Annotated in this window: 20 protein-coding genes and 2 pseudogenes; 11 read left to right on the forward strand and 11 right to left on the reverse strand. The window is 70.7% G+C overall.

Translation table 11 applies throughout. From position 1 onward, the window contains the following. Nucleotides 1-8: 8 nt before the first annotated feature. Genes ACFP2T_RS39925 through ACFP2T_RS39950 form a run of 6 tightly spaced genes read right to left on the reverse strand, consistent with a single transcriptional unit; the run spans nt 9 to nt 6634 of the window. Nucleotides 9-1004 carry a glycosyltransferase family 2 protein gene (locus ACFP2T_RS39925; RefSeq protein WP_377431778.1) on the reverse strand — a complete coding sequence of 332 codons (996 nt, stop codon included), beginning with the start codon at nt 1002-1004 and terminating at the stop codon, nt 9-11. Then, on the reverse strand, nt 1001-1837 hold the full coding sequence (locus ACFP2T_RS39930; protein ID WP_377431781.1) for a glycosyltransferase: 837 nt from the start codon (nt 1835-1837) through the stop codon (nt 1001-1003). Before ACFP2T_RS39930 ends, ACFP2T_RS39925 begins: the two co-directional genes overlap by 4 nt. Next, nucleotides 1834-2685 carry a glycosyltransferase family 2 protein gene (locus ACFP2T_RS39935; protein ID WP_377431783.1) on the reverse strand — a complete coding sequence of 284 codons (852 nt, stop codon included), beginning with the start codon at nt 2683-2685 and terminating at the stop codon, nt 1834-1836. The genes ACFP2T_RS39930 and ACFP2T_RS39935 overlap by 4 nt, the downstream gene beginning before the upstream one ends. Beyond that, nucleotides 2682-4082, reverse strand: a complete 1401-nt coding sequence (locus ACFP2T_RS39940) for an O-antigen ligase family protein (RefSeq protein WP_377431786.1) — start codon at nt 4080-4082, stop codon at nt 2682-2684. The genes ACFP2T_RS39935 and ACFP2T_RS39940 overlap by 4 nt, the downstream gene beginning before the upstream one ends. Nucleotides 4083-4135: 53 nt before the next feature. Further along, nucleotides 4136-5242, reverse strand: coding sequence for a hypothetical protein (locus ACFP2T_RS39945; protein ID WP_377431789.1), 1107 nt, complete (start codon nt 5240-5242; stop codon nt 4136-4138). A 42-nt stretch (nt 5243-5284) separates the two neighbouring features. Beyond that, nucleotides 5285-6634 carry a glycosyltransferase family 4 protein gene (locus ACFP2T_RS39950; protein ID WP_377431791.1) on the reverse strand — a complete coding sequence of 450 codons (1350 nt, stop codon included), beginning with the start codon at nt 6632-6634 and terminating at the stop codon, nt 5285-5287. A gap of 458 nt (nt 6635-7092) precedes the next feature. Here ACFP2T_RS39950 and ACFP2T_RS39955 point away from each other — a divergent pair, with 458 nt between their 5' ends. From ACFP2T_RS39955 to ACFP2T_RS39970, 4 genes are all read left to right on the forward strand, one after another. After that, nucleotides 7093-9918: a PQQ-dependent sugar dehydrogenase gene (locus ACFP2T_RS39955; RefSeq protein WP_377431794.1), complete on the forward strand. Its 2826-nt coding sequence runs from the start codon at nt 7093-7095 to the stop codon at nt 9916-9918. 185 nt (nt 9919-10103) lie between these two features. After that, nucleotides 10104-10802 carry a hypothetical protein gene (locus tag ACFP2T_RS39960; protein WP_377431797.1) on the forward strand — a complete coding sequence of 233 codons (699 nt, stop codon included), beginning with the start codon at nt 10104-10106 and terminating at the stop codon, nt 10800-10802. A 29-nt stretch (nt 10803-10831) separates the two neighbouring features. Beyond that, a complete protein-coding gene (locus ACFP2T_RS39965) occupies nt 10832-11149 on the forward strand; it encodes a hypothetical protein (RefSeq protein WP_377431800.1) in 318 nt (105 codons plus the stop codon). 20 nt (nt 11150-11169) lie between these two features. Beyond that, the gene (locus tag ACFP2T_RS39970; protein WP_377431803.1) at nt 11170-11922 is read left to right on the forward strand and encodes a hypothetical protein; all 753 of its coding nucleotides are present in this window, start codon (nt 11170-11172) and stop codon (nt 11920-11922) included. A gap of 10 nt (nt 11923-11932) precedes the next feature. Here the strand turns inward: ACFP2T_RS39970 and ACFP2T_RS39975 are convergent, their stop codons facing one another. Then, entirely contained in the window at nt 11933-12592 is a 660-nt protein-coding gene (locus ACFP2T_RS39975) for a hypothetical protein (RefSeq protein ID WP_377431805.1), read from the reverse strand. A gap of 380 nt (nt 12593-12972) precedes the next feature. On the opposite strand from ACFP2T_RS39975, the pseudogene ACFP2T_RS39980 reads away from it, so the two are divergent. The 5 genes and pseudogenes from ACFP2T_RS39980 to ACFP2T_RS40000 all read left to right on the forward strand — a co-directional run. Next, a pseudogene (locus ACFP2T_RS39980) lies at nt 12973-13557 on the forward strand (PQQ-dependent sugar dehydrogenase); the annotation flags it as partial. A 150-nt stretch (nt 13558-13707) separates the two neighbouring features. Next, a pseudogene (locus tag ACFP2T_RS39985) lies at nt 13708-14331 on the forward strand (PQQ-dependent sugar dehydrogenase); the annotation flags it as partial. Between the two features lie 75 nt (nt 14332-14406). After that, nucleotides 14407-15819 carry a PKD domain-containing protein gene (locus ACFP2T_RS39990; protein WP_377432380.1) on the forward strand — a complete coding sequence of 471 codons (1413 nt, stop codon included), beginning with the start codon at nt 14407-14409 and terminating at the stop codon, nt 15817-15819. Nucleotides 15820-15893: 74 nt separating this feature from the next. Further along, complete coding sequence (locus tag ACFP2T_RS39995) at nt 15894-16595, forward strand: nucleoside/nucleotide kinase family protein (protein ID WP_377431808.1); 702 nt, start codon at nt 15894-15896, stop codon at nt 16593-16595. A gap of 48 nt (nt 16596-16643) precedes the next feature. Further along, the gene (locus tag ACFP2T_RS40000) at nt 16644-16985 is read left to right on the forward strand and encodes an MmcQ/YjbR family DNA-binding protein (protein ID WP_377431810.1); all 342 of its coding nucleotides are present in this window, start codon (nt 16644-16646) and stop codon (nt 16983-16985) included. A gap of 17 nt (nt 16986-17002) precedes the next feature. Here ACFP2T_RS40000 and ACFP2T_RS40005 read toward each other — a convergent pair whose 3' ends face one another. From ACFP2T_RS40005 to ACFP2T_RS40020, 4 genes are all read right to left on the reverse strand, one after another. Continuing rightward, nucleotides 17003-18496: a lipopolysaccharide biosynthesis protein gene (locus tag ACFP2T_RS40005; RefSeq protein WP_377431813.1), complete on the reverse strand. Its 1494-nt coding sequence runs from the start codon at nt 18494-18496 to the stop codon at nt 17003-17005. Nucleotides 18497-18636: 140 nt separating this feature from the next. Next, complete coding sequence (locus ACFP2T_RS40010) at nt 18637-19551, reverse strand: glycosyltransferase family 2 protein (RefSeq protein ID WP_377431816.1); 915 nt, start codon at nt 19549-19551, stop codon at nt 18637-18639. A 13-nt stretch (nt 19552-19564) separates the two neighbouring features. After that, nucleotides 19565-20785 carry a class I SAM-dependent methyltransferase gene (locus ACFP2T_RS40015; protein ID WP_377431818.1) on the reverse strand — a complete coding sequence of 407 codons (1221 nt, stop codon included), beginning with the start codon at nt 20783-20785 and terminating at the stop codon, nt 19565-19567. After that, nucleotides 20782-21813, reverse strand: a complete 1032-nt coding sequence (locus tag ACFP2T_RS40020; protein ID WP_377431821.1) for an NAD-dependent epimerase/dehydratase family protein — start codon at nt 21811-21813, stop codon at nt 20782-20784. Before ACFP2T_RS40020 ends, ACFP2T_RS40015 begins: the two co-directional genes overlap by 4 nt. A gap of 178 nt (nt 21814-21991) precedes the next feature. Here ACFP2T_RS40020 and ACFP2T_RS40025 point away from each other — a divergent pair, with 178 nt between their 5' ends. Together ACFP2T_RS40025 and ACFP2T_RS40030 are read left to right on the forward strand one after the other, a co-directional pair. Beyond that, entirely contained in the window at nt 21992-23221 is a 1230-nt protein-coding gene (locus ACFP2T_RS40025; protein WP_377431823.1) for a methyltransferase domain-containing protein, read from the forward strand. Continuing rightward, nucleotides 23221-24087 (forward strand): glycosyltransferase family protein, encoded by an 867-nt coding sequence (locus tag ACFP2T_RS40030; protein ID WP_377431825.1) that lies wholly within the window; start codon nt 23221-23223, stop codon nt 24085-24087. Before ACFP2T_RS40025 ends, ACFP2T_RS40030 begins: the two co-directional genes overlap by 1 nt. Nucleotides 24088-24224 lie beyond the last annotated feature (137 nt).

Genomic DNA, 24224 nt, shown 5'->3' on the forward strand with positions numbered 1-24224 from the left:
CCGTCGGGTCAGTGGTTGTCGGCCGAGGGTTGCGGGGTGCCCCTCGGGCTGGGCGGAACCGGCTCGGTGACCTCGATCGGGGGCAGGCCGCCGGCCGGTGGCCACCCGGTCAGCCAGGCGTGCCGCTGCCGCCACACCTCGCGCCAGTAGCCGGCCCGGCCGGTCAGTCGGGAGCCCACCGCCCGGACCGCGATGCCGACCAGCAGCAGCGCCCGGCCCGCCGCGGCCCGGGTGGGGGACCAGCGCAGCCGGAGGAACGTGACCTGGCCCCGCAGCAGCATGACCCGCTTGCCGGCGCTGGTCGACGCGGCACCGCCCACGTGCACCACCCGGGCCGTCGGCACCAGCATCGGACTGGCGCCGATCGCCGTCGCCCGCAGGCAGAGGTCGATGTCCTCGTTGTACATGAAGTAGTCCGGGGTGAAGCCGTCGAGCTGGGCGAAGAGCGAGCGCCGGACCAGCAGCAGGCAGCCGGACGCGGCCGGCACCGGGACCGGGGTCGCCCGGTCCAGCCAGGGCAGCGCCTCCCGGTTGAACAGCCGGGACCGCGGAAACAGCTTGGACAGGCCGGTGGCGAAGCAGGTGAACGTCCACAGCGAGGGTGGCCCGAACACCGAGTGGCCGTCGTCGGTGCCGTCGACCCCGAGGGTACGACCGGCGTAGATGCCGTGCCCCGGATGGGCACGGGTGAACTCCAGCAACTCCCCGATGACGTTGCCGACCGGCTCGGTGTCCGGGTTCAGCAACAGCAGCCAGTCGCCCCGGGCCCGGGCCGCGCCGACGTTGACGGCCCGACCGAAGCCGACGTTCTCGGCCAGCCGGACGACCCGGGCCTCCGGGAACTCCGCCGCCACCGCAGCCGCCGAGCCGTCCGTCGAGGCGTTGTCGACCACGATCACCTCGTACGGCTCGCTCGGGCAGGCCGCCCGCAGGGTGGCCAGGGCGGTCAGGATCAACTCGCGGGTCTCGTACGACACCACGACCACGCTCACCGCCGGGTTCACGACGCCGTTCCCGTCGTCCGGCTGGACTCGTCCCGTCCCCACTGGCCACGGGCGGCCGGTCGCCGGGCCGCCGTCGCGGCCAGCACGGTCAGCCCGGCGTAACAGATCCCGGCCGGGATCAGCCACGGCCGGGGCAGCACGACGTCGACCAGCCAGGACGCCCGGCGGGCCCGCCGGACCTGCTCGTCGGTGGCGCGCAGGGTGGCGTTGCCGGCCCGGACCCGGCCGAGCCGGCGCAGCAGGTCGGCCGTCCGCCGTGGCGTGGCCACCAGCGTCGACACCTCGGTCACCTCCCGTTTCTCGGCGTTACCGAAGAGCGAGTCGAGGAAGAGATCGTCGGCGATGACGTCCGGGAACGGCCCGAACCGTCCCCGGCCAGCCTCGGCGAGCGCGATCGCACCCCGACCGAACAGGGCGCCGCGGTAGGCCGGGTGCCGGCCGTTGATCGCGTAGTAGGCGCGTACCAGCAGTGGACGACCGGTGGTGTCCAGCCGGCGGCGCGGCGCGGCGGCCAGCACACCCGGCCCGGCGACCGCGGCGGCGAGGGCGCGGGCGCCGGTCGTGGTCAGCTCGATGTCGGCGTCGAGGTAGATCCGGGGAAAGCCCCGCGCCGCCCGGTCACCCGCGTTCAGCGCGGCCGGCTTCGACGGCGCGGCCAGTTCCCGCACGGTGACCCCGGGCACCGAGCCGGCCACCTCCGCGGTCGTGTCCGTGCAGCCGTTGGCCACCACGACCACCTCGAACTCGCCCGGATCGGCGTCCGCCAACAGCGTCCGCAGGGTCCGGCCGAGCACCGCCGCCTCGTTGTGCGCGGCAATGACCACGCTGGTCACCACGGTGCCCGTCCGGTCAACGCGAGCCGGATCCGGCGGGTGGCGTTGCGGCGGCGCAGTCGCCAACCCTGGTACTCCCGCAGGTCCAATGGTGCCGCCTGGACCACCCGGGCCGAGTGCCGCATCTGGGCCGTCCACTCCGCGACGGTGGTCACCCCGGTACGGCGGGCCGAGAGCGGCCGGCGGGCCATGAAGTCCGCATCGGTGCGGTAGATGGTGTGCGGGCTGCGCGGGTCGTCCATGTGGTCCTCGGGCAGGAACGGGTGGTACCAGCCGTTCACCCAGCCGAGCCGGGCCGCGCGCAGGCACCAGGCGGTGAAGGTCTCCCCGCCGCTGAGCGGACCGACCTGGTCCAGGGTCTCGCGCCGGAGCAGGTAACCGCTGCCCTGCACCCAGTGGTTACGGAACAGGCGGTGTCCGCCGGGATAGTCGGCCAGCTTGGCCGCGACCAGGTCCTCCTCGACGTCCTCGTCGGGGAAGCGCCAGGTGCCGATCACGCCGAACTCCGGTACGTCCCGGTGTGCCCGGCGCAGGATCCTCAGCCAGTCCGGATCGGGCAGGCAGTCGTCGTCCACCTTGCTCAGGTACGTCCCGGTCGCGGACTGCCACAGCCAGTTGGTGGGCTCGGTCAGCCCCGCGTTGGCCGGGCTGTGCCGGAACCGGTGCACCCGTGGGTGGTGCCGAAGTTCCTCGACCGCGTCCAGGGTCGGCTGGTCGGTGCCGTTGTGCCAGAGCCAGACCCGGGCGTCCGCCGGGCAGCTGCGGAGCAGGTGGGGCAGCGACAACCGGACGTACTCCGGTCGGTCGTACGTGATCATCAGGATGTCGATGCCGCCGTCTCCGGTCATACCCTCGCTCCGCTCCGCTCCGCGTCGTCGGCCGGGCGACCCGGCCGGCCCGACTCGATCCGGTTGGCGCGTTCCGCCCTGGTGAGCCGCCACAGTGCCCCGGTCAGGCCGAGGAGTACGTGCACCGTGATGAAGAAGGTCGTGAAGTACATCGAGTCGAAGGTGAAGCCGGAGACCCCGGCGACCCCGATCGCCACCGCGAGCACCGACGCGAGGTCACGGTCCCGTTCCGTCCGGGCGAACCGGCGGACCCGACCCGCGACCACGACACCGGACAGGAATAAGACGGCGAGCCCGACCACCCCGATGATGCCGCCCTGGACGAGGGTGGTCAGCCACTGGTTGTCGAGGAGTTGGTACAGCTCGGGCAGGAAGGTGCCGATGCCGCGCCCGAGCCAGGGACGTTCCCGGATGAACGGCGTGACGTAGTCGTAGTCCTCCACCCGGGCCTGCACACTGGGGTCGTTCTCCCCGGCCAGCAGCAACGACTTGATCGCGGCCAGCAGACCGGGGCGGACGACCTGGATCAACGCGGCGAGAAAACAGCCGACCACCAGGACGTTGAAGGTGGTCCGCAGCGGCCAGACCAGGATGAACAGCAGGATGGCGGCGCCCAGGGCGAGTACGCCGGTCCGGGACAGCGAGATCGGGATGACCCCGGCCTGGAACATCGCCAGCGCCCCGTAGATCTGTCGGTCCCGCCGGGTCGTCGAGAACCGGGCGAAGTGGATCGCCACCACCAGGCCGATCACCATCAGCACGCTGAACTCGATGTAGTGCCCGGCGGTGCCGGCGACCCGGACCAGTCCGTCGCCGCCCCGGTCGCGGAACCCGACGACCTCCTTGTGGAAGGTCAGCAACGGAGGCAGCTTCATGTACGTCGTCAGGTCGATCCGGATCATGAACTGGGTCAGCGCCACGAAGGCCATGAACGAGCAGCCCCAGCAGAACCACCGCAGTACCTTGTCGACCCGTTCCCGGGTCAGCACCCCGTCGGCCGCGGCGAGCAGAATTCCGGCACCGGCCAGCGCCATCAGCAGGGTCCGTTCGGCGCCGTTCGCCTCCAGCGGCGGCATGCCCCGGCCCTGCCCGGCGACGTAGGACAGGAAGAGGCTGACCAGGTAGATGGCCATCGCCCAGCGCATCGGCTGCTGGCCCCGGGTGAGCAGGGTGGGATGCAGCCGGCTCAGCGCCCACCAGACCAGCAGGCCGAACCCCACCATCAGTCCCGGCTTGCCCAGGTCGCTCAGCGGCGGAAAGACCAGCCGGAAGGGGAGCAGGTAGGCCAGCATGATCGACGCGATGACCGCGGCCGTCGCGTCCGGGAAGTGGCGTACGGCGGGGGCGATGCCGTCGTACACCGTGTCGGACCGCCGCGCGGATAGATAGGTCGGCACGTCGCTCGTCTCGTCCGTGCGCCGTCAGCCGGCGCTCGTGGGGTTCCCGATGATCATTGGGACGAATCGTCGGCGGGGTTGCGGACACCGCTCAGCAGGATGGTCTCGTCGGACGGTGGGCCGTGCCGGGCGTCCGTCCGGGCCGGACCGCCGGGATCCGCCCGCTCGCCGGTCCGGTCGGGGCCGGTGCCCCGATCGTCGGCGGTGTGGGTCGCGCCGCGTCCGTTGGCGGTGTAGCCGGCGTTCCGGTCGTTGGTCGGGCGCCCGCCGCCGCGCTGCTCCGGGTCGGACCCGATGCCCTCGCCGGCGGAGTGTGCGCCGAGCCGATCCGGCGGGCCGAATCCGGCGGTGGCGCGGGCGGCGCTCATCGACAGGGGCTGGGTCGCCTCCCGGGCGGTTGCCCCGGCCGATGGTGCCGACCGGGCCGCGGGCGCCGGGGTCACGGTGGGTGTCGCCGCCGGACGTGGCGACCCGACGATCGCCTGGCCGGCGTTCCCGTTCCAGGCCACCGGGGCGCGGCCGTCCCGCCGCTGTCCGAGCCGGGCGGTGGCGCGGCGCCGGGCCACCGCGTCGTAGACGACGGCCGACACGGCGGCCAGCAGCGCGCCGATGGCCGCGATCACGACCTGCGCCCGCAGCACGTTGGACCGGGACTGCACGATGTTCAGGCCGGGGTCGAGCACCTCGGTGGTGATCTGTTCGCCCGGATTCGGCTCGTACTGGGCCTGCTGCCCCTCGACCTCGTCGTGGATGAGCTGGGTCACCGCCTGCACGGTCTTCCGGGCGCTGTCCTCGTCCGCCGCCACGACGGCGACGGTCAGGATCGAGCTGCGGGTCACCAGCCCGACCTCGTAGTCGGGGTCGCCGCCGGCCGTGGCGACCTTCGTCCGGGCGCCGTGCGCCGAGATCGAGATCTGTACCGCCTGGGCCATCGCGTTCTCGCCGATCCGCAGCCAGGGATTTCCCGGGCGCGGGGTCGCGTTGGGCTCCGGCGCCGCGGTCGAGGTGGTCGGCGGCACGAGCAGGATCGCCACCTCGGTCTTGTACTCCGGCTGGATCGCCAGGCCGAAGGCGAGGGCCGCACCGAGCGTCACGACGACGATCGGGGCCGAGACGTACCACCGCCGAAACATGAGCTTCAGCAGGTCGAGAAGGTCCATCGGACGGCCCCTTCGGATGCGCGGAAGTGCTGAGGAAATTCGTCAGATTGGAAGACGCGCGGCATCGGCCCCGTTACCGGATGAAACTTGGTTGTAGCCGTTCGGCGACGGGCGGAGCAATCGATCCCACAGTCGGATGTACGACTTCACCTGGTGGTCCCAGGCGAGTTCATCGATGAACCGCTGCCGTCCGGTGACACTCATCGCGGCTCGGGCGTGCTCGTCGCTGAGCAGCTGGTCGATGGCCTTGGCGAACTCGTCCGGACTGCCGGTCGGCACGTAGCTCGCGGCCGAGTCGGCGGTACGTCGGGTCTCCAGCAGGTCCACGGCGACGACCGGTACGCCCCGGGCCACGTACTCCACGGTCTTGGCCATGGTGTACATCTCGGCCATCCGGCTCGGCCGGTCCGGCTGGATCGCGATCGACGCCGAGCAGAGCAGCTCGTCGACCTCGTCGGCCTCCAGCCAGCCGGTGAAGCGCACGACGTCTTCGATGCCCCGCTGGACGGCCAGCCGGCGCAGCTCCGGCATGCTCTCCCCGTCCCCGGCGACCACCAGCTCCCAGTCGTCGGTGCCGCGCAGTCCCACCAACCGCTCGGCGGCCAGCACGGCGGCCTCGACGTTGTCCTGCGGGTTGATCACGCCGACGTAGACGACCTTCTGCCGCGGATCGCCGGAGCCCGGGCCGTCGCCGGAACCCTGGCCGTCGCCGGAGCCCGAGTCGCGGCCCTCGACGGCCGTGGACCGATCCGCGGTGCCGGCCGTCGTCTCCGCCCGGGTGGCCCGGTCCCGGTGGACCTCGGCCAGTGCCGGGCCGTTGCGGACCACCACCACCTTGTCCGGATGACATCCGCCCCGGTTCATCGCCAGTTCGCGGAACGACTCGTTGGTCGAGACCACGGCCGTGGCGCACCGCCAGGAGAGCCGTTCGAACAGCCGGAGCATCCACAGCACGCTCGTTCGGGGTTGCCCGGCCTTGCACTCGTACAGTTCCGGGCTCAGGTCGTGGTGGTCGAAGACGAACGGCCGACCCAGGGCACGCATCAGCAGCCCGACGACCCAGAAGACGTCCGGGGGATTGCACGCCTGTACGGCGTCCACCCGGGTACGGAGCATCAGGCCGAGCAGCCGGGCGGTGACGGCGATCAGCGCCCAGGCGAACTCGGCGGCGAAGGAGAGTACGCCCTTCCCGGCCAGTGGCTGGGGGAACGAGAGGATCGTGGTGGCCGCGGTGCCCGGCAGCACCGTCAGCGGCCGTGGGCCACGCGGACAGATCACCGAGGCCCGGTAGCCGGCGGCCTCCAGGCCCTGGCACTCCCGGATCACCCGGCGATCCCGCTCGGCCGGCAGATTGACCACCACGATGACCACATGAGGGCGTCGATCGGCCATCTCTAACTCCCATCCGCGCAGCTCGGACGACGTTTTCGATGGAAGGTCGCGGCGAATTGGAATTCCGCCGCGACCCAAAGGAAGCAAAACTCACACACCGGGGTATCCCGCTACAGGCCGGTGTCCTACAAAGACATTGCTCTACCAGCCGGGCGGGGGCAAGGACCGCCGAATGGCGGATCTGTCGACTTACTTACAAGGTCGCGACCGATCGGACGATTGATCCGTCACTCATTCATCGGTGTGTCGACAGTCCGATCGGCTCTAATTCGCTTATATCGACGAAGATCCGTTGCCATAGGTGTCGGGAGCGAGCCGGTTTATCGATCTTCGCCCGGAAACGCGATTTGACGCGGCGACCCCGGCAACGGCCGCCCGGAAATCTACTCTGTGCCGACGGGGAGGCCGGCCGCACGGTCGGGAACCGCGGCATCCGGGACAGTGGGGGAGGGTGCGTCATGCGTCTGCGTCGTGGCATACGGCTGAGCCTGGTGCTGACACTTCTGGCCAGCGTCGTGAGTCCACTCCGGGGTGCCCCGGCGGCGGCCGTGACCCTGCCGACGGGGTTCCAGGAGCAGGTCGTCTTCAACGGCCTGACCGAGCCGACGAACATCGAGTTCGCCCCGGACGGCCGGGTGTTCGTGGCCGAGAAGGGCGGCCGGGTGAAGGTCTTCGCCGACCTGGCGGACCCGACCCCGACGGTCTTCGCCGACCTGTCCAGGAACGTGCACAACCAGTGGGACCGTGGCCTGCTCGGGCTGGCACTGCCGCCCGGCTTCCCGGCCAACCCGTGGGTCTACGTGCTCTACACCTACGATGCGCCGCCGGGGCAGACCGCTCCGGTGTGGAACGACACCTGCGGCGATGCCAACAACGGCCGCTGCCTGGTCACCGGCCGGCTCTCCCGGCTGCGGGCCAGCGGCGACGTGATGACCGGCACCGAGCAGGTGCTCATCCAGGACTGGTGTCAGCAGTATCCGAGCCACTCCGTCGGCGACCTGCGGTTCGGCGCCGACGGCATGCTCTACGCCACCGCTGGCGACGGTGCCAGTTTCAGCGCCACCGACTACGGCCAGCTCGGCAACCCGGCGAATCCGTGCGGTGACCCGCCGGGCGGCACCATGACGCCACCGGGCGCCGAGGGCGGCGCGCTGCGCTCCCAGGACGTCCGGAGCACCGCCGACCCGACCAGTCTGGACGGCGCGGTGCTGCGGCTCGACCCGGCGACCGGGGCGGCGGCCGCCGGCAACCCGCTGATCGGCTCGGCGGACCTCAACGCCCGCCGGATCGTCGCGCACGGAACCCGTAACCCGTTCCGGTTCACGACCCGGCCGGGCACCAACGAGGTGTGGCTGGGCGACGTCGGCTGGAACACCTGGGAGGAGATCGACCGGGTGGTCGACCCGACCGCCGCGGTGACCAACCTCGGCTGGCCCTGCTACGAGGGCGCCGGCCGGATGGCCAGCTACGACAACGCCAACCTGAACCTCTGCGAGACCCTCTACACCGGCGCCGGGCAGACCGCGCCCTACTACACCTACAACCACAGCGCGGCGGTGGTGCCGGGGGAGAACTGCGGCTCGGGCGGGGACGCCGTCTCCGGACTGGCGTTCTACCCCGGCAGCGGTGGCAGCTATCCGGCGGCGTACGCCGGGGCGCTGTTCTTCGCCGACTACTCGCGCGGTTGCATCTGGGCGATGCGCCCGAGCACGGCCGGGGGGCTGCCGAACCCGGCCAACCTCCAGGCGTTCGGCCAGGCCGCCGCCGGGCCGGTGGACCTGGCCGTCGGTCCGGGTGACGAGCTCTACTACGTCGACATGGCCGGCGGCACCGTCCGGCGGATCCGGTACTTCCCCGGCAACCAGCCGCCGACCGCGGTGATCAGCGCGACGCCGACCAGCGGACCCGCACCGCTCACGGTCGCGTTCGACGGCACCGGATCGACCGACCCGGACCCGGCCGACGCGGGCCGGTTGACCTACAGGTGGGATTTCACCAGCGACGGTACGGTCGACGCCACCACGCCGACGGCCAGCTTCCGCTACCCGGCGAACGGCAGTTACACCGCGACGCTGGTGGTCACCGACACCCTGAACGTCTCGGCGAGCAGCACGGTCACCATCCAGCCCGGCAACAGCGCCCCGACCGCCGTGCTGGACACGCCCGGATCGGGTACGCAGTGGCGGGTGGGCGAGACGTTGACCTTCAGCGGGCACGCCACCGACCCGCAGCAGGGCACCCTGCCGGCGTCCGCGCTGTCCTGGCGGTTGCGGATGCGGCACTGCGAGTCGGTGAACAACTGCCACACCCATCCGGTCCGCGAGTGGTCGGGTGTGGCCTCGGGCTCGTTCGTGGCGCCGGATCACGAGTATCCGTCGTATCTGGAGCTGGAGCTGACCGCGACCGATGCGCAGGGCCTGGCGAACACCGTGGTCCGGCGGCTCGACCCGTACACCGTCGACCTGACCTTCGCCACCAACCCACCCGGGTTGCAGCTCAGCGTCGGTGCCGCCACCGGGACCGCCCCGTTCACCCGTACGGTGATCGTCGGGTCGACGAACACGGTCAGCGCGCCGGGGCCGCAGCAGGTCGGCGGCGTGCCGTACTCGTTCGTCGGCTGGTCCGACGGGGGTGCGGCGACGCACGTCGTCACGGCGCCGGCCACCGCCACCGGCTACACGGCCACGTACGCCGGCACCTCCGGCTGCGGGACGACGCCGGGCTACACCTGTACGACCGAGACCGGTCGGCCCTGGCCGGCGGCGGACGACGGGGTGCTGCCACTGGCCGGGGACGACGCGGTCACCGACGTGGCGCTGCCGTTCCCGGTCCGGCTGTACGGCCAGGCGTACTCCCGGGCCTGGGTCTCGACCAACGGGTTCGTGTCGTTCGTGGACCCGGGCGGCGCGCAGCCGGTCAACGGGGCGCTGCCGGCCGCCGCACCGCCGAACGCCGCGGTGTACCCGTTCTGGGACGACCTGTACGTGCGGGCGGATTCGAGCGTCCGGATCGCGGTCAGCGGTACGGCGCCGCAGCGGCGGTTCGTGGTCGAGTGGCGCAACATCGGCCTGTACGGCTCCACGTCCGCGCGAATCAGTTTCGCGGTGGTGCTCGGGGAGAATGGGGAGATCGTCTTCACCTACCGGGACTTGAACACCAGCGGTCGGGAGCGGGGCGACTCGGCCACGGTCGGCATCGAGAACGCCGACGGCACGCTCGCGTTGCCGTTCTCGGTCAACCAACCTGCGCTGGTCAACGGCACATCGATAGTCTTCCGTCCATGACCTGCTGATTCGAGGAGTGCGGCGGGCCCGGTCGTCGGGGTCGCCGCATTTCGATTGGATAAACACGGTGGTTTGACGCGGTGGTACGGGGCGCAGGGGGCGCGGCGCGCAGCAGTCGTCTGATTTACTCCCTGACCGACCACCACGGGGGCACGACCTCGTGGAACATGATCATGGGGCGCAGTGTGTCACAGCGATACGACCGCGACGACGACCTGGAACTGGCGAACCTGGACTTCCTCGGAGACACCGACGCACTCCGCGCGCAGGTCCGGAAGATGCTGGATGCGGCCGGCGGCCAGGTTCGGCCATCGGCCCGGCACGAGGGCGCGGACCGGACGGACTCGATCCGGGTGGCCGTCGACCCGGAGGGCCGGGTGGAGAGCGTCGGGATCAGCGGCCGCTGGCAGGAGCGGCTGGACCCGGACGGCTTTCCGGCCGCGCTGTTCGAGGCGTACGGCGCGGGGGTGCAGAAGCTGATCACCGCTGGCGCGCTCGCCGCCTTCGCCGAGGAGGTGGCGGCCGGCGGCGACCCGTTCGGCCCCGGGCGGCGCCCGGCGGAACCCGACGGCCGACCAGTGCCGTCGTCACCCGGCCCGGATCCGGGCGACCGGGACTGGCTCGCGATGACCCGGAGCACCCTGGCGGACCTCGACGACCAGCTACGTCGGCTGGACCGCATCGACATCGGCTCCGCCGCGACGGACGATCGGGAGAGGACGGTACGCAGCCCGCACGGCCACCTCACCGCACGGATCCAGGGGCGGGTGATCGCCGGGATCACCGGTGACTCCCAGCGGATCCGTGGGGCCGGTAGCGAACAGTTGCGCCTGGAGGCGATGGGCATGTTCCGCGCCGTCCAGTCCGAAACAGGCTCACGCTGATCCGAGCCTTCTCAAGGGAGAGCTGGCACATGTCGGAAGTAACCGTCATCACGCGGGCCGTGTACAACGAGGCGAAGAAATGGAAGCAGCTCTCCGACAAGGTGGAGCCCATTCTCTCGGCGGTCCGGGACCTCGACCTCAGCGCTTCGGCGTTCTACATCGGTGACGCCAACACCTTCGTGCACTCCGAGGCGTACAACGGCTTCCAGAACTTCTGCGAGCAGGCCCTCGCGGGCGCGGCGAAGGAGTTCGACCAGCTCGGCGCCGCGCTCGACACCGTCGCGGAGGCGTACGACCGGGCAGACAGGGTTGTCAGCCTCGATCTCAACAAGATCTACGCAGCGTAGGAACGGGGAAGGATTCACCCATGGCGCCGACGACGCTCACCGAGCCCGAACTCACCGGCCCTTTCAACGAGGCGTTCCAGCAGATCCAGGAGGGCATCAAGAAGGCCGTCGACGGGTTCAACGCGCTCGTCGAGAAGGTGAACAAGTGGTCCTGGCTGCTCGGCGCGCCCGCGCTGCTGTGGATCAAGCGCAACCTCGATCGCGTGCGGGAGGCCCTCGCCAAGGTGGTCGAGAGGGCTAAGTACGCCGTCGAACACCAGGCCCCGGTGCTGTCGCTCATCGTCAACAGCTTCCGCTGGGTCGGCGCGGTGAAGACGCCCGTCTCCGACCTGTCTCTGGCCAGCACCGAGCCTGCGGACCAGGATCTGCCCAAGTGGACCGGCGACGCGGCCATCGCCTACGAGCGCAAGGCCGGGCAGCAGAAGGGCGCCATCGACGACATGGTCGTCAAGGCCGAGTTCATCAGCCAGTGGCTGTTCAAGATCGCCCAGAGCAACGTCGACTTCGCCCTCGAACTGGCGAAGATCGTGACCGGGCTTGCCAAGAAGATCATCGAGGCGGCCGGCGAGGCGGCCGGGGTCATCACCATTCCGCTGGTCGTCGAGACGCTGTCGGACGCGGTGGGTGGGCTGGTCGAGACGGGGCTGAACAGACTTGTCGAAATCGGCTCGCGGTTCGTCGAGGCGCTCGGCAACGTCCGGGACATCAACGGCCAGGTCGGCGACCATTCGAAGCTGCCCAACGGGCGTTGGCCCGAGGCCGTGACCGGCTGACCCGGCCCTGTTACCGGGGTACCTGTGGCAGGGTCGCCTTCGCGATCGTCGTCGCCTTGTCGGCCAGGACGTCCTTCGGGGTGAACGCCGTGCCGCCCACCGCCAGCCACACCTTGAGGACCAGGTTTCCGCTGCGCGCGTGGATCATGTATTCGGAGTACTTGAACCCGGGCTCCGATTCCTCGGTGAACCCTTCCGCCTCGTCGCCGATGCCGCTGACGGCGCCGTCCGGGCGCATCACCGTGACGTCGCGGGTCGCCTTGTAGAGGCGGCCCGCCTCGTCGGCCGACGTCAGCGTCGACGCCTCGACCAGCAGTGTCGCCTCGTGCCCGCTGCGGGTACGCAGGTCGAACTGGCAGGCCGAGCCCGGCGCCGACCGTGGCTCCCGGGCGTTCCTCTTCTCGACCGTCAGCGAGAGGTCGGCCAGCGGTGCGAGGTCGGTGCCGGCACAGAGGTCGAGCCCCACTGCGTTGTACAACGGACCGGATCCGGCCGGCGACGTGCCCGTGCTGACGGACGGCACCGAACCGGTGGGTGTCTCCCGGGGGCTGTCCTCTCCGCTGGCGCAGCCGGCGATGAGCAGGACGGCGGCGAGGCCACCCGAACCGGCGAGGGCTAAGCCTCGTCGTCCGGTCCCCGACCGCGCGCGTATCCGACCTGACCGACCCACGTCGCCAAGGTACCCGTCGCGGTCCGCCAGGCGCCTCTGCCCCGGCCGTGGCGGCGTGATGTCCAATCTGGATACGCCCGAGGCGGTCGGGCGACGGCAGTCGCCGCTGTCGAGCTGCGCGACCGGTTCGGTTGGAAGTTGCACAACGTGGCCGAGTTCGGCATTACGAGACTGTCCACGCGTCCTCCGAAGGCGGTAATCCAGCCCGCGTCACGACCTGTGCAAACGGCTGACCAGGGATGCTGATCGGTCGTTAATACGATCCGGTCGGCCAGCGCCGTTGGTCAACCTCGTGACAGTCAGTCACGGCGCCAGTGGTGATCCTGGGTGCGGGCAGCAGGCGCCGGACCCGGTCGCTCCGCCCCCGGAGGGAGACCACCATGTCGCGCGCTGTGGAACGTGTCTGGGCATTCATCCTGGCATTCGTGCTGGGCGTGCCGGTCGTGGTCGGGTTACCGACGCTCGGACCCCGGCCCGCCTCGGCCGTACCGGCAGGCTTCACCCAGCAGGTGGTGTTCACCGGACTGACCCGGCCGACCAAACTGGTGTTCGCCTCCGACGGGCGGGTCTTCGTGGCGGAGAAGAGCGGACTCGTCAAGGTCTTCGACAGCCTCTCCGACAACACCCCCACGGTCTTCGCCGACCTGCGGACCAACGTCTACGACTTCACCGACCTCGGCCTGATCGGCCTGGCCCTGGCGCCGAACTTTCCCACCGACCCGTACGTCTACGTCAGCTACACCTACGACGGGGTGATCGGCGGCAGTGCCCCCGCGTACGGCGACGCGTGCCCGGTGATCGGGAACTGCCGGGCCAGCGCCCGGGTCTCCCGGCTGCGGGCCAGCGGCAACGTGATGACCGGCCCGGAGCAGGTGCTGCTGCACGACTGGTGCCACCAGATCGACAGCCACTCGATCGGTGACCTCGCGTTCGGTGCGGACGGCGCGCTGTACGTCGCCGGTGGCGAGGGCGCCTCCGCCACCTTCACCGACTACGGCCAGGCCGGCAGTCCGGCCAACCCGTGCGGTGACCCGCCCAGCCCGGCCGGTACCACGGTGACGCCGCCGGCCGCCCAGGGCGGCGCACTGCGGTCCCAGGACATCCGTACCCCGGCCGACCCGACCGGCCTCTCCGGCACCCTGATCCGGGTCTCGCCCACCACCGGAGCAGCCCTGCCGGACAACCCGCTGGCCGCGAGCGCCGACCCCAACAACCGACGGATCCTGGCGTACGGGCTGCGCAACCCGTTCCGCTGGACGTTCCGGCCGGGCACCAACGAGGTCTGGGTCGGCGACGTCGGATGGCGTACCTGGGAGGAGATAAACCGGATCGTCGACCCGGCGGTGGGGCCGGTCCGGAACTACGGCTGGCCCTGCTACGAGGGGAACGCCCCGCAGAGTGGCTACAACGCGGCGAACCTGACCTCCTGCGAGAGCCTCTACACCTCACCTGCCGGCACGGTGACGCCGCCGTACTACACGTACCAGCACAGTCAGGTCGTCGCGCCCGGAGACGGCTGCCGGACCGGCGGTTCGGCCCCGTCCGGCGTCGCGTTCTATCCGAGCAGCGGCGGCAGCTATCCGGCGACGTACGCGGGCGCGCTGTTCTTCGCCGACTACTCCCGGGGCTGCATCTGGGCGATGCGGACGGGCGCGAACGGGCTGCCGGACCCGGCCAGGATCGTGCCGTTCGCGGCCGCCAGCGGCGTGGCGGACCTGCGGATCGGGCCGGACAACGATCTGTACTACGTGGACCTGACCGGCGGGACCGTGCGGCGGTTCCACTACTACTCCGGCAACCGGGTGCCGAACGCCGTGCTAGACGCGACCCCGACCAGCGGGAACGCGCCGCTGACGGTCTCCTTCGATGCCGTCGGGTCGTCCGACCCCGACCCGGGCGACATCCTGGAGTACCAGTGGGACTTCACCAACGACGGCACCATCGATGCCACCGGGCTGACCGCCAGTCACCGCTATCCGGCGGTGGGTACCTACACCGCGCGGCTGCGGGTGGTCGACTTCGCCGGCCTGAGTGCCACCGCGACGGTGCAGATCAGGGTGGGCACCGCCGCGCCGGTGCCGGTCATCGATACGCCGACGGCGGCGCTGCGCTGGTCGGTCGGCGATACCGTCACCTTCAGCGGCCGGGCCGCCGATCCGCAGCAGGGCGCGCTGCCGGCGTCCGCGCTCTCCTGGCAACTGGTCCAGCAGCACTGCAGCACGCCGGACAACTGTCACAGCCATCCGGTGCGGGAGTTGACCGGGACGGCCGCCGGGTCGTTCCTGGCCCCGGACCACGAGTATCCGTCCTATCTGGAGCTGACCCTGACCGCCCGGGACAGTGGCGGGCTGACCGGCAGCACCACGCTCCGGCTCGATCCGAAGACCGTGAACATCGCGCTGGCGACCAAGCCCGCCGGGCTGCGGCTCAACATGAACGGCCGGAACTTCACCACGCCGAACAGCACCCAGGTGATCGTCGGGTCGACGAACACGATCAGTGCGCCGGGACCACAGACGCTCGGCCCGGCGACGTACACCTTCGAGGGCTGGTCGGACGGGGGCGCGGCGACCCACGTGGTCACGGCACCCACCGCCGCGCGGACCTATACCGCGACGTACGACGGCGCGCCCGGCAGCTGTGCGGACACCTTCGGCTACACCTGTCGGGCCCAGGCCGCCATGCCCTTCGTGCCGGCCGGTCCGAGCGAGCTGCCGCTGACCGGCGACAACGACGGCGCCTCGGTGTCGCTGCCGTTCCCGGTCCCGTTCTACGGGCAGAACTACTCCAGGGCGTGGGTGGACACCAACGGTGCGATGTCGTTCGTGGATCCGCGCGGATCCTGGCCGACGAACCGGCCGCTGCCGAACGCGGCGACACCGAACGCCGCGCTCTACCCGTTCTGGGACGACCTGGTGATGCATCCGGAGTCGCGGATCCGGACCGCCGTCGTGGGTACCGCCCCGGACCGCCAGTTCGTGGTCGAGTGGCGCGACATGGGTCTGTCCGGTGCGCCGGCCGCCCGGATCAGTTTCGAGGTGGTCATCTCCGAGTGGGGGCAGATCATCTTCAACTACGCCGCACTGAACTCCGGACGGGAACTGGGTAACTCGGCGACCGTCGGCATCGAGAACGCGACCGGTACCGGCGCGGTGCAGTACGCCTACAACCAGCTCGTGCTGGCGAACAACAAGGCGATCATCTTCACCCCACCGGCGGCGGGTTGACGCGTCACAGCTCGCGCTCCGAGGCGATACTGAGCGAGGCGCTTCCCCCCCGCAGCAGTCGATGGAGGTTGTCGGTGGAACGGGCGGCACTGGTCGAGCGGATGGTCGGGCTGATCCTGCCGATGCGGCCGGGACACGTGCTCCGGGTAGCGGTGGACGGTCCGGACGCGGCTGGCAAGAGCACGTTGGTGGCGGAACTCGGGCGACGGTTGTCCGGGACCCGGGCCACGATCCAGGCCAGTGTGGACGGCTTCCATCGGCCCAGAGCCGTACGCCGCCGCCGAGGCGAACTGTCGCCGGAGGGCTACTACCACGACTCCTTCGACTATGTCGCACTGCGCGACTCGTTGCTCGACCCGCTCGGTCCCGGCGGTAACCGGCGCTACCGGACGGCCAGCTACGACCATCGGGCGGACAGGGCCAAACAGCGGCAGGTTCAGGTGGCGCCGGAGGACGCGGTTCTGCTGGTCGACGGCGTCTTCCTGCTCCGTCCGGAGCTGCGCGAACATTGGGATCTCCGCATCTACCTGGAGGTCGCCCCGGCGGAATCGATCCGACGGGCACTGGTACGGGACGTCGAACTGTTCGGTGGGGTGGAGGCGGTACGAGAGCGCTACCTTGCGCGCTACCTGCCGGGACAGCAGCTCTATCGCGACGAGGCGGCACCGGTTCGGCAGGCGGACGTGGTGCTCGACAACAACGACCCGTCGGCGCCAGGGGTGTTGAAATGGCCGAGGTGGTCGGTCGGGCCTTCGGCAGGCGACGAGGTTGGCTAACGTCGACACGGGTTCGAGCCGGAGAAGACGACGACAGGGAGCCCGTCCATGATCAGGCTGGCCGATATCCGTAGCTACGCGATGGCGCTACCCGACGTCGTGGAGAAGCCACACTTCCGGCTGCCCGGCTTCCGGGTCGCGGACAAGCTCCTCGCCCACCTGGAGAAGGGCGACGCGCACGCGATCGTGTGTGTCGGGCAGGCGGAGGCCGAGACGGCGGCCGCCGAGCAGCCGGACGTCTACGCGGAGGTGTGGCGGAACGGCCGGATCTTCGTCGGCCTCCGCGTCGACCTGGCCAAGGTCACCGAGAAGCGCATGCAGGAGTTGGTCGAGCACGCCTGGCGCAACCGGGCGCCGAAGCGCCTGGTCGCCGAGTACGACAGCCGCTGACGCCCCGACCGCGGCCGCTACTTGCGCAGGCGGTCGGGGAGCCGGGCCAGCACCAGCCGCCGTAGCTGGGCGTCGGTGACCCAGAGCAGCACCCCGGCGACCAGCCCCGCCGTGCCGCCCAGCACCAGCAGGCCGACCGCCGGCCCGACGGAGAGACCGATCCAGTCGTACGCCAGCGGTACCAGCGCGGCGGCGGTCGCGGCCAGCACCGCCGGCAGCGTCGGAGCGAGGAAGCGGGCGATCGACGCCTGCGCGGCCCGGCGTACCGTGACCCAGACCGCGAGCGCGGTCACGATGACCTGCATGCCGATCCCGGCCAGGGCCACCGCCGTCGCCTCGGCCACGTCGCTGTACCCGGTCAGCAGGGTGCCGACGGCGGCCAGCGTCGCCACTCCGAGCACCCCCCGGGTCCACAGGATCGCGGCGAGCTTGCCCGGCTGGCCGATCGCCTGCAACGCCGGGCCGAGGAGTACGCCGTACACGTTGACGGCGCCGAAGAGGCAGAGCAGCCGCAACGGAACCTCGGTGCCGGCCCACTGCGGACCCAGCAGGGTGACCAGCGGATGCGCGGTCGCCGCCAGCACGCCCAGCACCGGCAGCCCGGCCAGCGCGCCGAGGTGCTGGAGCTGGTTTAGGTGCGCGGCGAGCGCGGCCCGGTCCCGCTGCAACCGGGACAGCGAGGGGAGCGCCACCTGTTGCAGCGAGCGGACCGTCACGTCGACCAGCATGTCGGGCAGCCGGGCGGCCAGCCGGTAGATGCCGGTCGCCACCGGTCCGAAGAACAGGCCGGTGAAGATGACGTCCGCCTTGGAGCTGAGCATCAGGCCCAGGCCGGCGTTCGCCGAGTGGGCGGAGAAGACCAGCAGGTCCCGGATCCCGGACAGCCGGGGCCGCCGACTCGGTCGCCACGGGCACACCGCCCAGAGCACCACCAGGCCGACCGCGGCGTTGACCAACTGCTGCGCGACCAGGGCCCAGATGCCGGCTCCGGCCAGCGCCAGTCCCACCCCGACGGCGCCGCTGAGCAGCGAGGCGAGCAGGGTACGGATGGCGACCGCGCGGAACCGCAACTCCCGGCGCAGCACCGCCTCGGGCACGATGGACAGCCCCTGGAGCAGCACCAGTGGGGAGAGCGCCACGCAGATCGTGGTCAGCTCCGGCGCCCGGTTGGCCAACGCCCAGAGCGGGCTCGCGGCGGCGGTGAGCCCGCCGATCACCACACCGGCGAGCACCAGTACGACGAAGGCGCCGTCCAGGTGCTCCGGAGTCAGCTTGTCCCGCTGCACGATCGCGGAGACCAGCCCCTGCTGGATCAGCGTCTGCGCCACGGTGATGAAGACGGTGGCCATCGCCACCAGCCCGAACTCGCTCGGCCCGAGCAGCCGGGCGAGCAGGAAGGTGACCAGGATCGACGAGCCGATCCGACCGGCGGTGAGGACGTACGACCAGCCGATCGCCGAGCGCAGTCGCCCGGCGCCGCCCGACCGGACCTGCTCCGCATCCGTCGACACCGGCGCCGGGTCCGTCGCGACCGTGCCGACGGCCGGTGACTCATATGCTCCCGAGGCGATATTCCGCTCAGTCATATTTGTGCCGCAGAGTCATCACGCTCGACCACCATCTTCCCCGGACCCGTTCGCGGATCAGCCATTCAGGCGTTGCCCTTTGCCGTACTGGCCCGGATCCGCCGGACCACGCTGCGGCGCAGTCGGCCGAGCCGGACCCGGACCCGGCGGGCCCACCAGGTGGCGAGGAAGGCCGCGGCGGAGCTGATCCGGGTGCCCAGCGGTTCGGAGCCGGTAGAGAGCATCCGGAGCGTCTCGGCGAGCATCCGCAGCCGGGGCGCCCGTACCCGCCGCCCCGCCTGCCCGTACCAGGCCAGCGCCGAGGCCGGGGTCGCGCCCTTGGCCTGTCGGGTGGAGCCGCCGTGCATGCGGCGCAGGAACAGCGGCTCGTCGACCTCGTGGATCTCGCCGAGCCGGGCCACCTCGGCGATCAGGGTGTAGTCCGAGGAGAGGAAGGGGCGGATCATGCCGGTCCGGCGCAGCGCGGACATCCGGAACACGCCGAAGTGCGCGTGGCAGAGGTTGATGTTCCTCGCCACCCCGGCCACCCGGCGCCACGGTCGCCGATCACGCAGATCCAGCCGGTCGGCGTACGGGCCGATCACCTCGCCGGCCTCGTCGATCAGCACGGTACGCGGATAGGCCAGCACCGCCTGCGGGCCGGCGGCGTCCAGGGCCGCCACGCAGGTGCGCAGGTACGCCGGCAGGCAGACGTCGTCGTACGCCACCCACTTGAACAGCTCGCCCCGGGCCAGTTCGACCACCCGGGTGTAGTTGACGTGGCCGCCGAAGTTGCGTGGGTTGCGGTAGAGCCGGATCCGGGCGTCCTTCGCCGCGTACGTCTGGCAGATCTCCCAGGTCCGGTCGGTCGAGGCGTTGTCGCTGATGATGATCTCGAAGTCGGGGTAGTCCTGGGCGAGCAGCGCGTCGAGGCAGCCTTCGAGATAGCGCTCGGCGTTGTAGAGGGGTACGCCCAGGGTCACCCGCGGTGCTGGCTCCATCAGTTCCCTCCGCTCAGGCGACCAGCAGCGCGGCATGCACGCCGAGCTGGCGAAGCGCGGCGTCGATCTCGTCGTGGTAGGCGGGATTCGTGATGATCACCGAACGGGTGCCGGATCCGGCGAGCGTCTCCGGAGCGCTCACCTCGTGCCCGGTCACCGGCAGGTACCGGCCCCACTTGCGCGGGTTGACGTCCACCACCGCGGTGAGCCGGCGATCCGGGTCGGCCAGGTGCAGGAACTGCACCCCGCGCGATCCGGCACCCCAGAGCACCGGCCGGTCGCCGTCGGCGATCAGCCGGTCGATCGTGCCGCGCCAGCGCTCCCGTTCGGCGGCGTGCCGCCGGGCGAAGCCGGCGATCGAGGCCAACTGCCGGTCCCGGTCCGCCGGCCCCGGCAGCGCCGCACCGGAGAGCCCGGTCCCGGGTACCGGCCCGGGCGCGTTGACCGAGATCTCCACGAACCGGAACATGCCGGAGAAGAGCCGCCCGGTGGCCGTCACCCGCCAACCGGCCCGTTCGGCGATCCGGCACAGCGAGTACCCGTCGAAGTAGGAGACGTGTGGATAGATGACCTCCCACCCGGCGGTGGCCAGGTCGTAGCCCGCGTCCGGCACCTCCAGGTAGCCGTACACAGGTCTGTCTCCGGCCAGCTCACGCAGCCGGACGAGGAAGCCGTACGGGTCGTCGAGGTGCTCGAACCAGTGCCGGGAGGTGACGAGATCGAACGCCGGGGTGTCGTCGCCCAGTGGTGCGTGCCCGCGGTGGAAGACCGCGCCGGAGGAGTCGGGGCCGACCGTACCGGCGTACATCGCGTCGTAGCCGACACCCCGGCAGTTCGCCACGGAGCACAACTCCCGGAGGAATTCGCCCTGGCCGCAGCCGACGTCGAGGACCGTGCCGCCGCGCAGCGGGTACCGCTCGGCGAGGTGCTTGACCAGTTCCGCCGAGAAGGCTCCGAACGCGGGCGAGTGGTGCAGGTTGGTGTCCATGGTGGTGTCGTAGACCAGAACGGCCGGATCGAACGCCAGGTTGCGCACGTATCCGCATTCTGGGCAGTAGGCCAGCCACATCCGGCCGAGCGGGCTGGCCAGCGCCTCGGCCCGGCTCGCCCAGTGCACGCCGCAGAACACCGGAATCTCACCGAGGTCGGCGAACGGGACGAGGTCGTGTCGCCCGCAGGCGGCACAGCGGTGGACCGACCGCTGCACCCCGGCCGGTGTGCCGGCATCGGTCACCGCGCCCTCCAGCGCAGCTCGGTGTCGAGTCGACCGGCGTCCGTGAGCGCGCGGATCTGCCGCAGCCGCTGGTGGCGCGCGCTCCGGAACGCCTCGATGGTCAGCCCGTACCGCTGGTACGCCTCGACCAGTTCCTCGATGCCCTTGCGCACCGTCCACCGGGGACGGAACCCGGGCACCTCGGCCGCCACCAGGTCACAGCTCACCCGGTAGTTGCGGGCGTCCGGCGACGCGCCACCGGCGAAGGTGACCCTCGAACCCGGCACCACCTCGGCGACCAGTTCTGCGACGTCGCGGATCAGGTAGTTCTCGGTGCTGACCCCGATGTTGTACGCCCGGCCGTGCATCTGCTCCCGGGGCGCCTCCAGCAGCGCGAGGAAGGCCGCGCAGATGTCCTCGGCGTGCACCAGCGGGCGCCAGGCGGAGCCGTCGGAGAGCAGCCGGACCTCGCCGGTGAGCAGTGCGTGTGCGGTGAGGTCGTTGACCACCAGGTCGCCCCGGAGCCGGGGCGAGAAGCCGTACGCGGTGGCGTTGCGCAGGAACACCGGGGAGAAGTCGTCGTCGGCGAGCCCGGCGAGGTCCTGTTCGGCGCGGATCTTCGACTCGCCGTACGGGGTGACCGGCGCGAAGCCGGCGTTCTCGTCCAGCGGCCGGTCGTCGGTGCCCGCCCCGTAGAGGCTGCACGAGGAGGAGAAGAGGAACCGGGACACCCCGGCGGCCCTGGCGGCCCGAGCCAGTCGCAGCGTCGCCCGGTGGTTGATCTCGTAGGTCAGCTCGGGGTTGAGGTTGCCGATCGGGTCGTTGCACAGGGCGGCGAGGTGGCACACCGCGTCGAATCCGGCGAGGTGTTCGGGTTCGACATCCCGCAGGTCGAGTCGGATCGTGGGTACGGCCGGTGGCGGCGGACCGAGTAGACAGTCCAGGTAGTAATCGGTGTCCAGGCCGGTCACGTCGTGTCCGGCCGCGCGCAGCATCGGGGTGAGTACGCCGCCGAGGTAACCATGATGGCCGGTTACGAGAACACGCACGGCAAAGCTCCCGTCGTCGCCGGGTGAGAAGGCGAGTTTATGGGTGGCCCATCGGCCGGGCGGGCTATTGTCGGACTTTTTACTGAACCACTCCGGGCGTACCGGAGCCCTGGTTAGCGTGGCGCGCAGGCGGGCGGGCGCCGCGCCGGTATTCCGATCATATCGGGGTGGGTGGGGCATGACCGTTGCCAAATGCCGGCTGTGTGCCGCGGCATTGACCGAAACGTTTGTCGACCTGGGGATGTCTCCACTCTGTGAGAGCTATCTGCCCGCAGATCGACTTGATTCGGCCGAAACCTTCTATCCGTTGCACGTACGGATCTGTTCGAACTGTCTGCTCGTGCAACTTCCAGCCTACGTGTCCGGTGAGGAGATATTTTCCGACTACGCCTATTTCTCGTCCTATTCCGACTCCTGGGTGGCGCACGCAAAGCGGTACGCCGACGCCATGTCCGAGGCGCTCGACCTGGGGCCGGACAGCCTGGTGACCGAGGTGGCGAGCAACGACGGGTACCTGTTGCAGCATTTCGTCGCCCGGGGCGTTCCGGTGCTCGGGGTCGAACCGGCCGGCAACATCGCCGAGGTGGCCCGGCGCCGGGGGATCCGGACCGAGACCCGGTTCCTGGGCGCGGAGACCGGGGCCGAGCTGGCCGACCGGTACGGCCGGGCCGACCTGGTCGCGGCCAACAACGTGTACGCGCACGTACCCGACATCGTCGACTTCACCGCCGGACTGGCCGCGCTGGTCAAGCCGACCGGCCTGGTCACCTGCGAGGTCCCGCACCTGCTGCGGCTGATCGAACGCCGGCAGTACGACACCATCTACCACGAGCACTACCAGTACCTCACCCTGCGTACCGCGCAGCGGGCGCTGGCCACCGCCGGCCTGATCGTGACCGACGTGGACGAACTCTCCTCGCACGGCGGATCGCTGCGGGTGCACGCCCGACCGGCCGCCGCGGCGGGCGAGCCGTCCGGCAACGTCAAGTCCGTACTGGACGCCGAGACCGAGGCCGGCCTGCACAGCCTGGCCGGCCACCTCGGCTTCGCCGCCGCGGTCTTCGACATCAAGCGGGAACTGCTCGACTTCCTGCTGACCGCCCGGGCCCAGGGCCGGCGGGTGGTCGGCTACGGCGCCCCGGGCAAGGGGAACACCCTGCTCAACCACTGTGCGATCCGGTCCGACCTGCTGGAGTACACGGTCGACCGCAGCCCGCACAAGCAGGGCCTCTTCCTGCCCGGTACGCACATCCCGATCCATCCTCCCGAGCGGATCGCGGAGGACCGTCCGGACTACGTCCTCGTGCTGCCGTGGAACCTGCGCACCGAGATCTCCGCCCAGTTGGCCTACATCCGGCACTGGGGTGGCCGGCTGGTCTTCCCGATCCCGGCCCTCGAGGTGGTCTGATGAAGGTGGTGCTGTTCTGCGGCGGCCTCGGCATGCGGATGCGCGAGGACGCCGCCTCCGCGCCGAAGCCGATGGCGATGATCGGAGACCGGCCCCTGCTCTGGCACGTGATGCGGTACTACGCGCACTTCGGGCACACCGACTTCATCCTCTGCCTCGGCTACGGCGCCGTCGCGGTCAAGGACTACTTCCTGCGGTACGACGAGACGCTCTCCAACGACTTCAGCCTCTCGATGGACGGCCGGGACGTCCGGCTGTTCTCCGCCGACATCACCGACTGGAACATCACCTTCATCGACACCGGCCTCGGCGCCAGCATCGGCGAGCGGCTGATGCGGGTCCGCAAGTACGTCGAGGACGAGCCGATGTTCCTGGCCAACTACGCGGACACCCTCACCGACGCGCCGCTGCCGGAGATGATCGACCGGTTCCGGTACACGAACGCGGTGGCCAGCCTGCTCGCCGTACCGGTGCAGTCGACCCACCACGTGATCGACATCGGCTCCGGCGACCAGGTCACCCGGGTACGCCCGATCCGCGAGCTGATGCAGTGGGAGAACGGCGGCTACTTCATCCTGCGTCCGGAGATCTTCTCCGTGCTGCGCGACGGTGAGGACCTGGTCCCGCACGGTTTCGACCGACTGCTGCCGGACCAGCGGCTGATCGCCCAGCGCTACACCGGCTTCTGGCGGGCCGCCGACACCTTCAAGGACCGGGCCGAGCTGGAGCAGCTCTACCATTCGGCCCGCTGCCCGTGGATGCTCTGGGACGCCAACCGCAACCGGGCCCGTCGGGCGGCGACGCTGGAACCGGTAAGTCCGTCGCGCTCGGCGACGACGACCCCGCGTGAGCTGTCGATTCCCTGACTGAGCCGCTCGCCGGACCCGGCCCCGGGCCGTGGATCGGCTAACCGTCAGCAGGTCGGTCGGCCAGTCGACTGCCGGCTTCGGCGGTTCGGCCGAACCTGGCGATGTCGGCCATGTCCGGCAGATGAGCATGGCGA

Origin of the sequence: Plantactinospora solaniradicis (genome assembly GCF_042658085.1) — a bacterium.
Classification (GTDB): domain Bacteria; phylum Actinomycetota; class Actinomycetes; order Mycobacteriales; family Micromonosporaceae; genus Plantactinospora; species Plantactinospora solaniradicis.

Excerpts from the sequence above, each read along its gene's own strand:
- ACFP2T_RS39935 (WP_377431783.1), bottom strand. The coding sequence starts at position 2,685 with ATGACCGGAGACGGCGGCATCGACATCCTGATGATCACGTACGACCGA.
- ACFP2T_RS39945 (WP_377431789.1), bottom strand. The coding sequence starts at position 5,242 with ATGGACCTTCTCGACCTGCTGAAGCTCATGTTTCGGCGGTGGTACGTC.
- ACFP2T_RS39950 (WP_377431791.1), bottom strand. The coding sequence starts at position 6,634 with ATGGCCGATCGACGCCCTCATGTGGTCATCGTGGTGGTCAATCTGCCG.
- ACFP2T_RS39955 (WP_377431794.1), top strand. The coding sequence starts at position 7,093 with ATGCGTCTGCGTCGTGGCATACGGCTGAGCCTGGTGCTGACACTTCTG.
- ACFP2T_RS39965 (WP_377431800.1), top strand. The coding sequence starts at position 10,832 with ATGTCGGAAGTAACCGTCATCACGCGGGCCGTGTACAACGAGGCGAAG.
- ACFP2T_RS39970 (WP_377431803.1), top strand. The coding sequence starts at position 11,170 with ATGGCGCCGACGACGCTCACCGAGCCCGAACTCACCGGCCCTTTCAAC.
- ACFP2T_RS40000 (WP_377431810.1), top strand. The coding sequence starts at position 16,644 with ATGATCAGGCTGGCCGATATCCGTAGCTACGCGATGGCGCTACCCGAC.
- ACFP2T_RS40010 (WP_377431816.1), bottom strand. The coding sequence starts at position 19,551 with ATGGAGCCAGCACCGCGGGTGACCCTGGGCGTACCCCTCTACAACGCC.
- ACFP2T_RS40025 (WP_377431823.1), top strand. The coding sequence starts at position 21,992 with ATGACCGTTGCCAAATGCCGGCTGTGTGCCGCGGCATTGACCGAAACG.
- ACFP2T_RS40030 (WP_377431825.1), top strand. The coding sequence starts at position 23,221 with ATGAAGGTGGTGCTGTTCTGCGGCGGCCTCGGCATGCGGATGCGCGAG.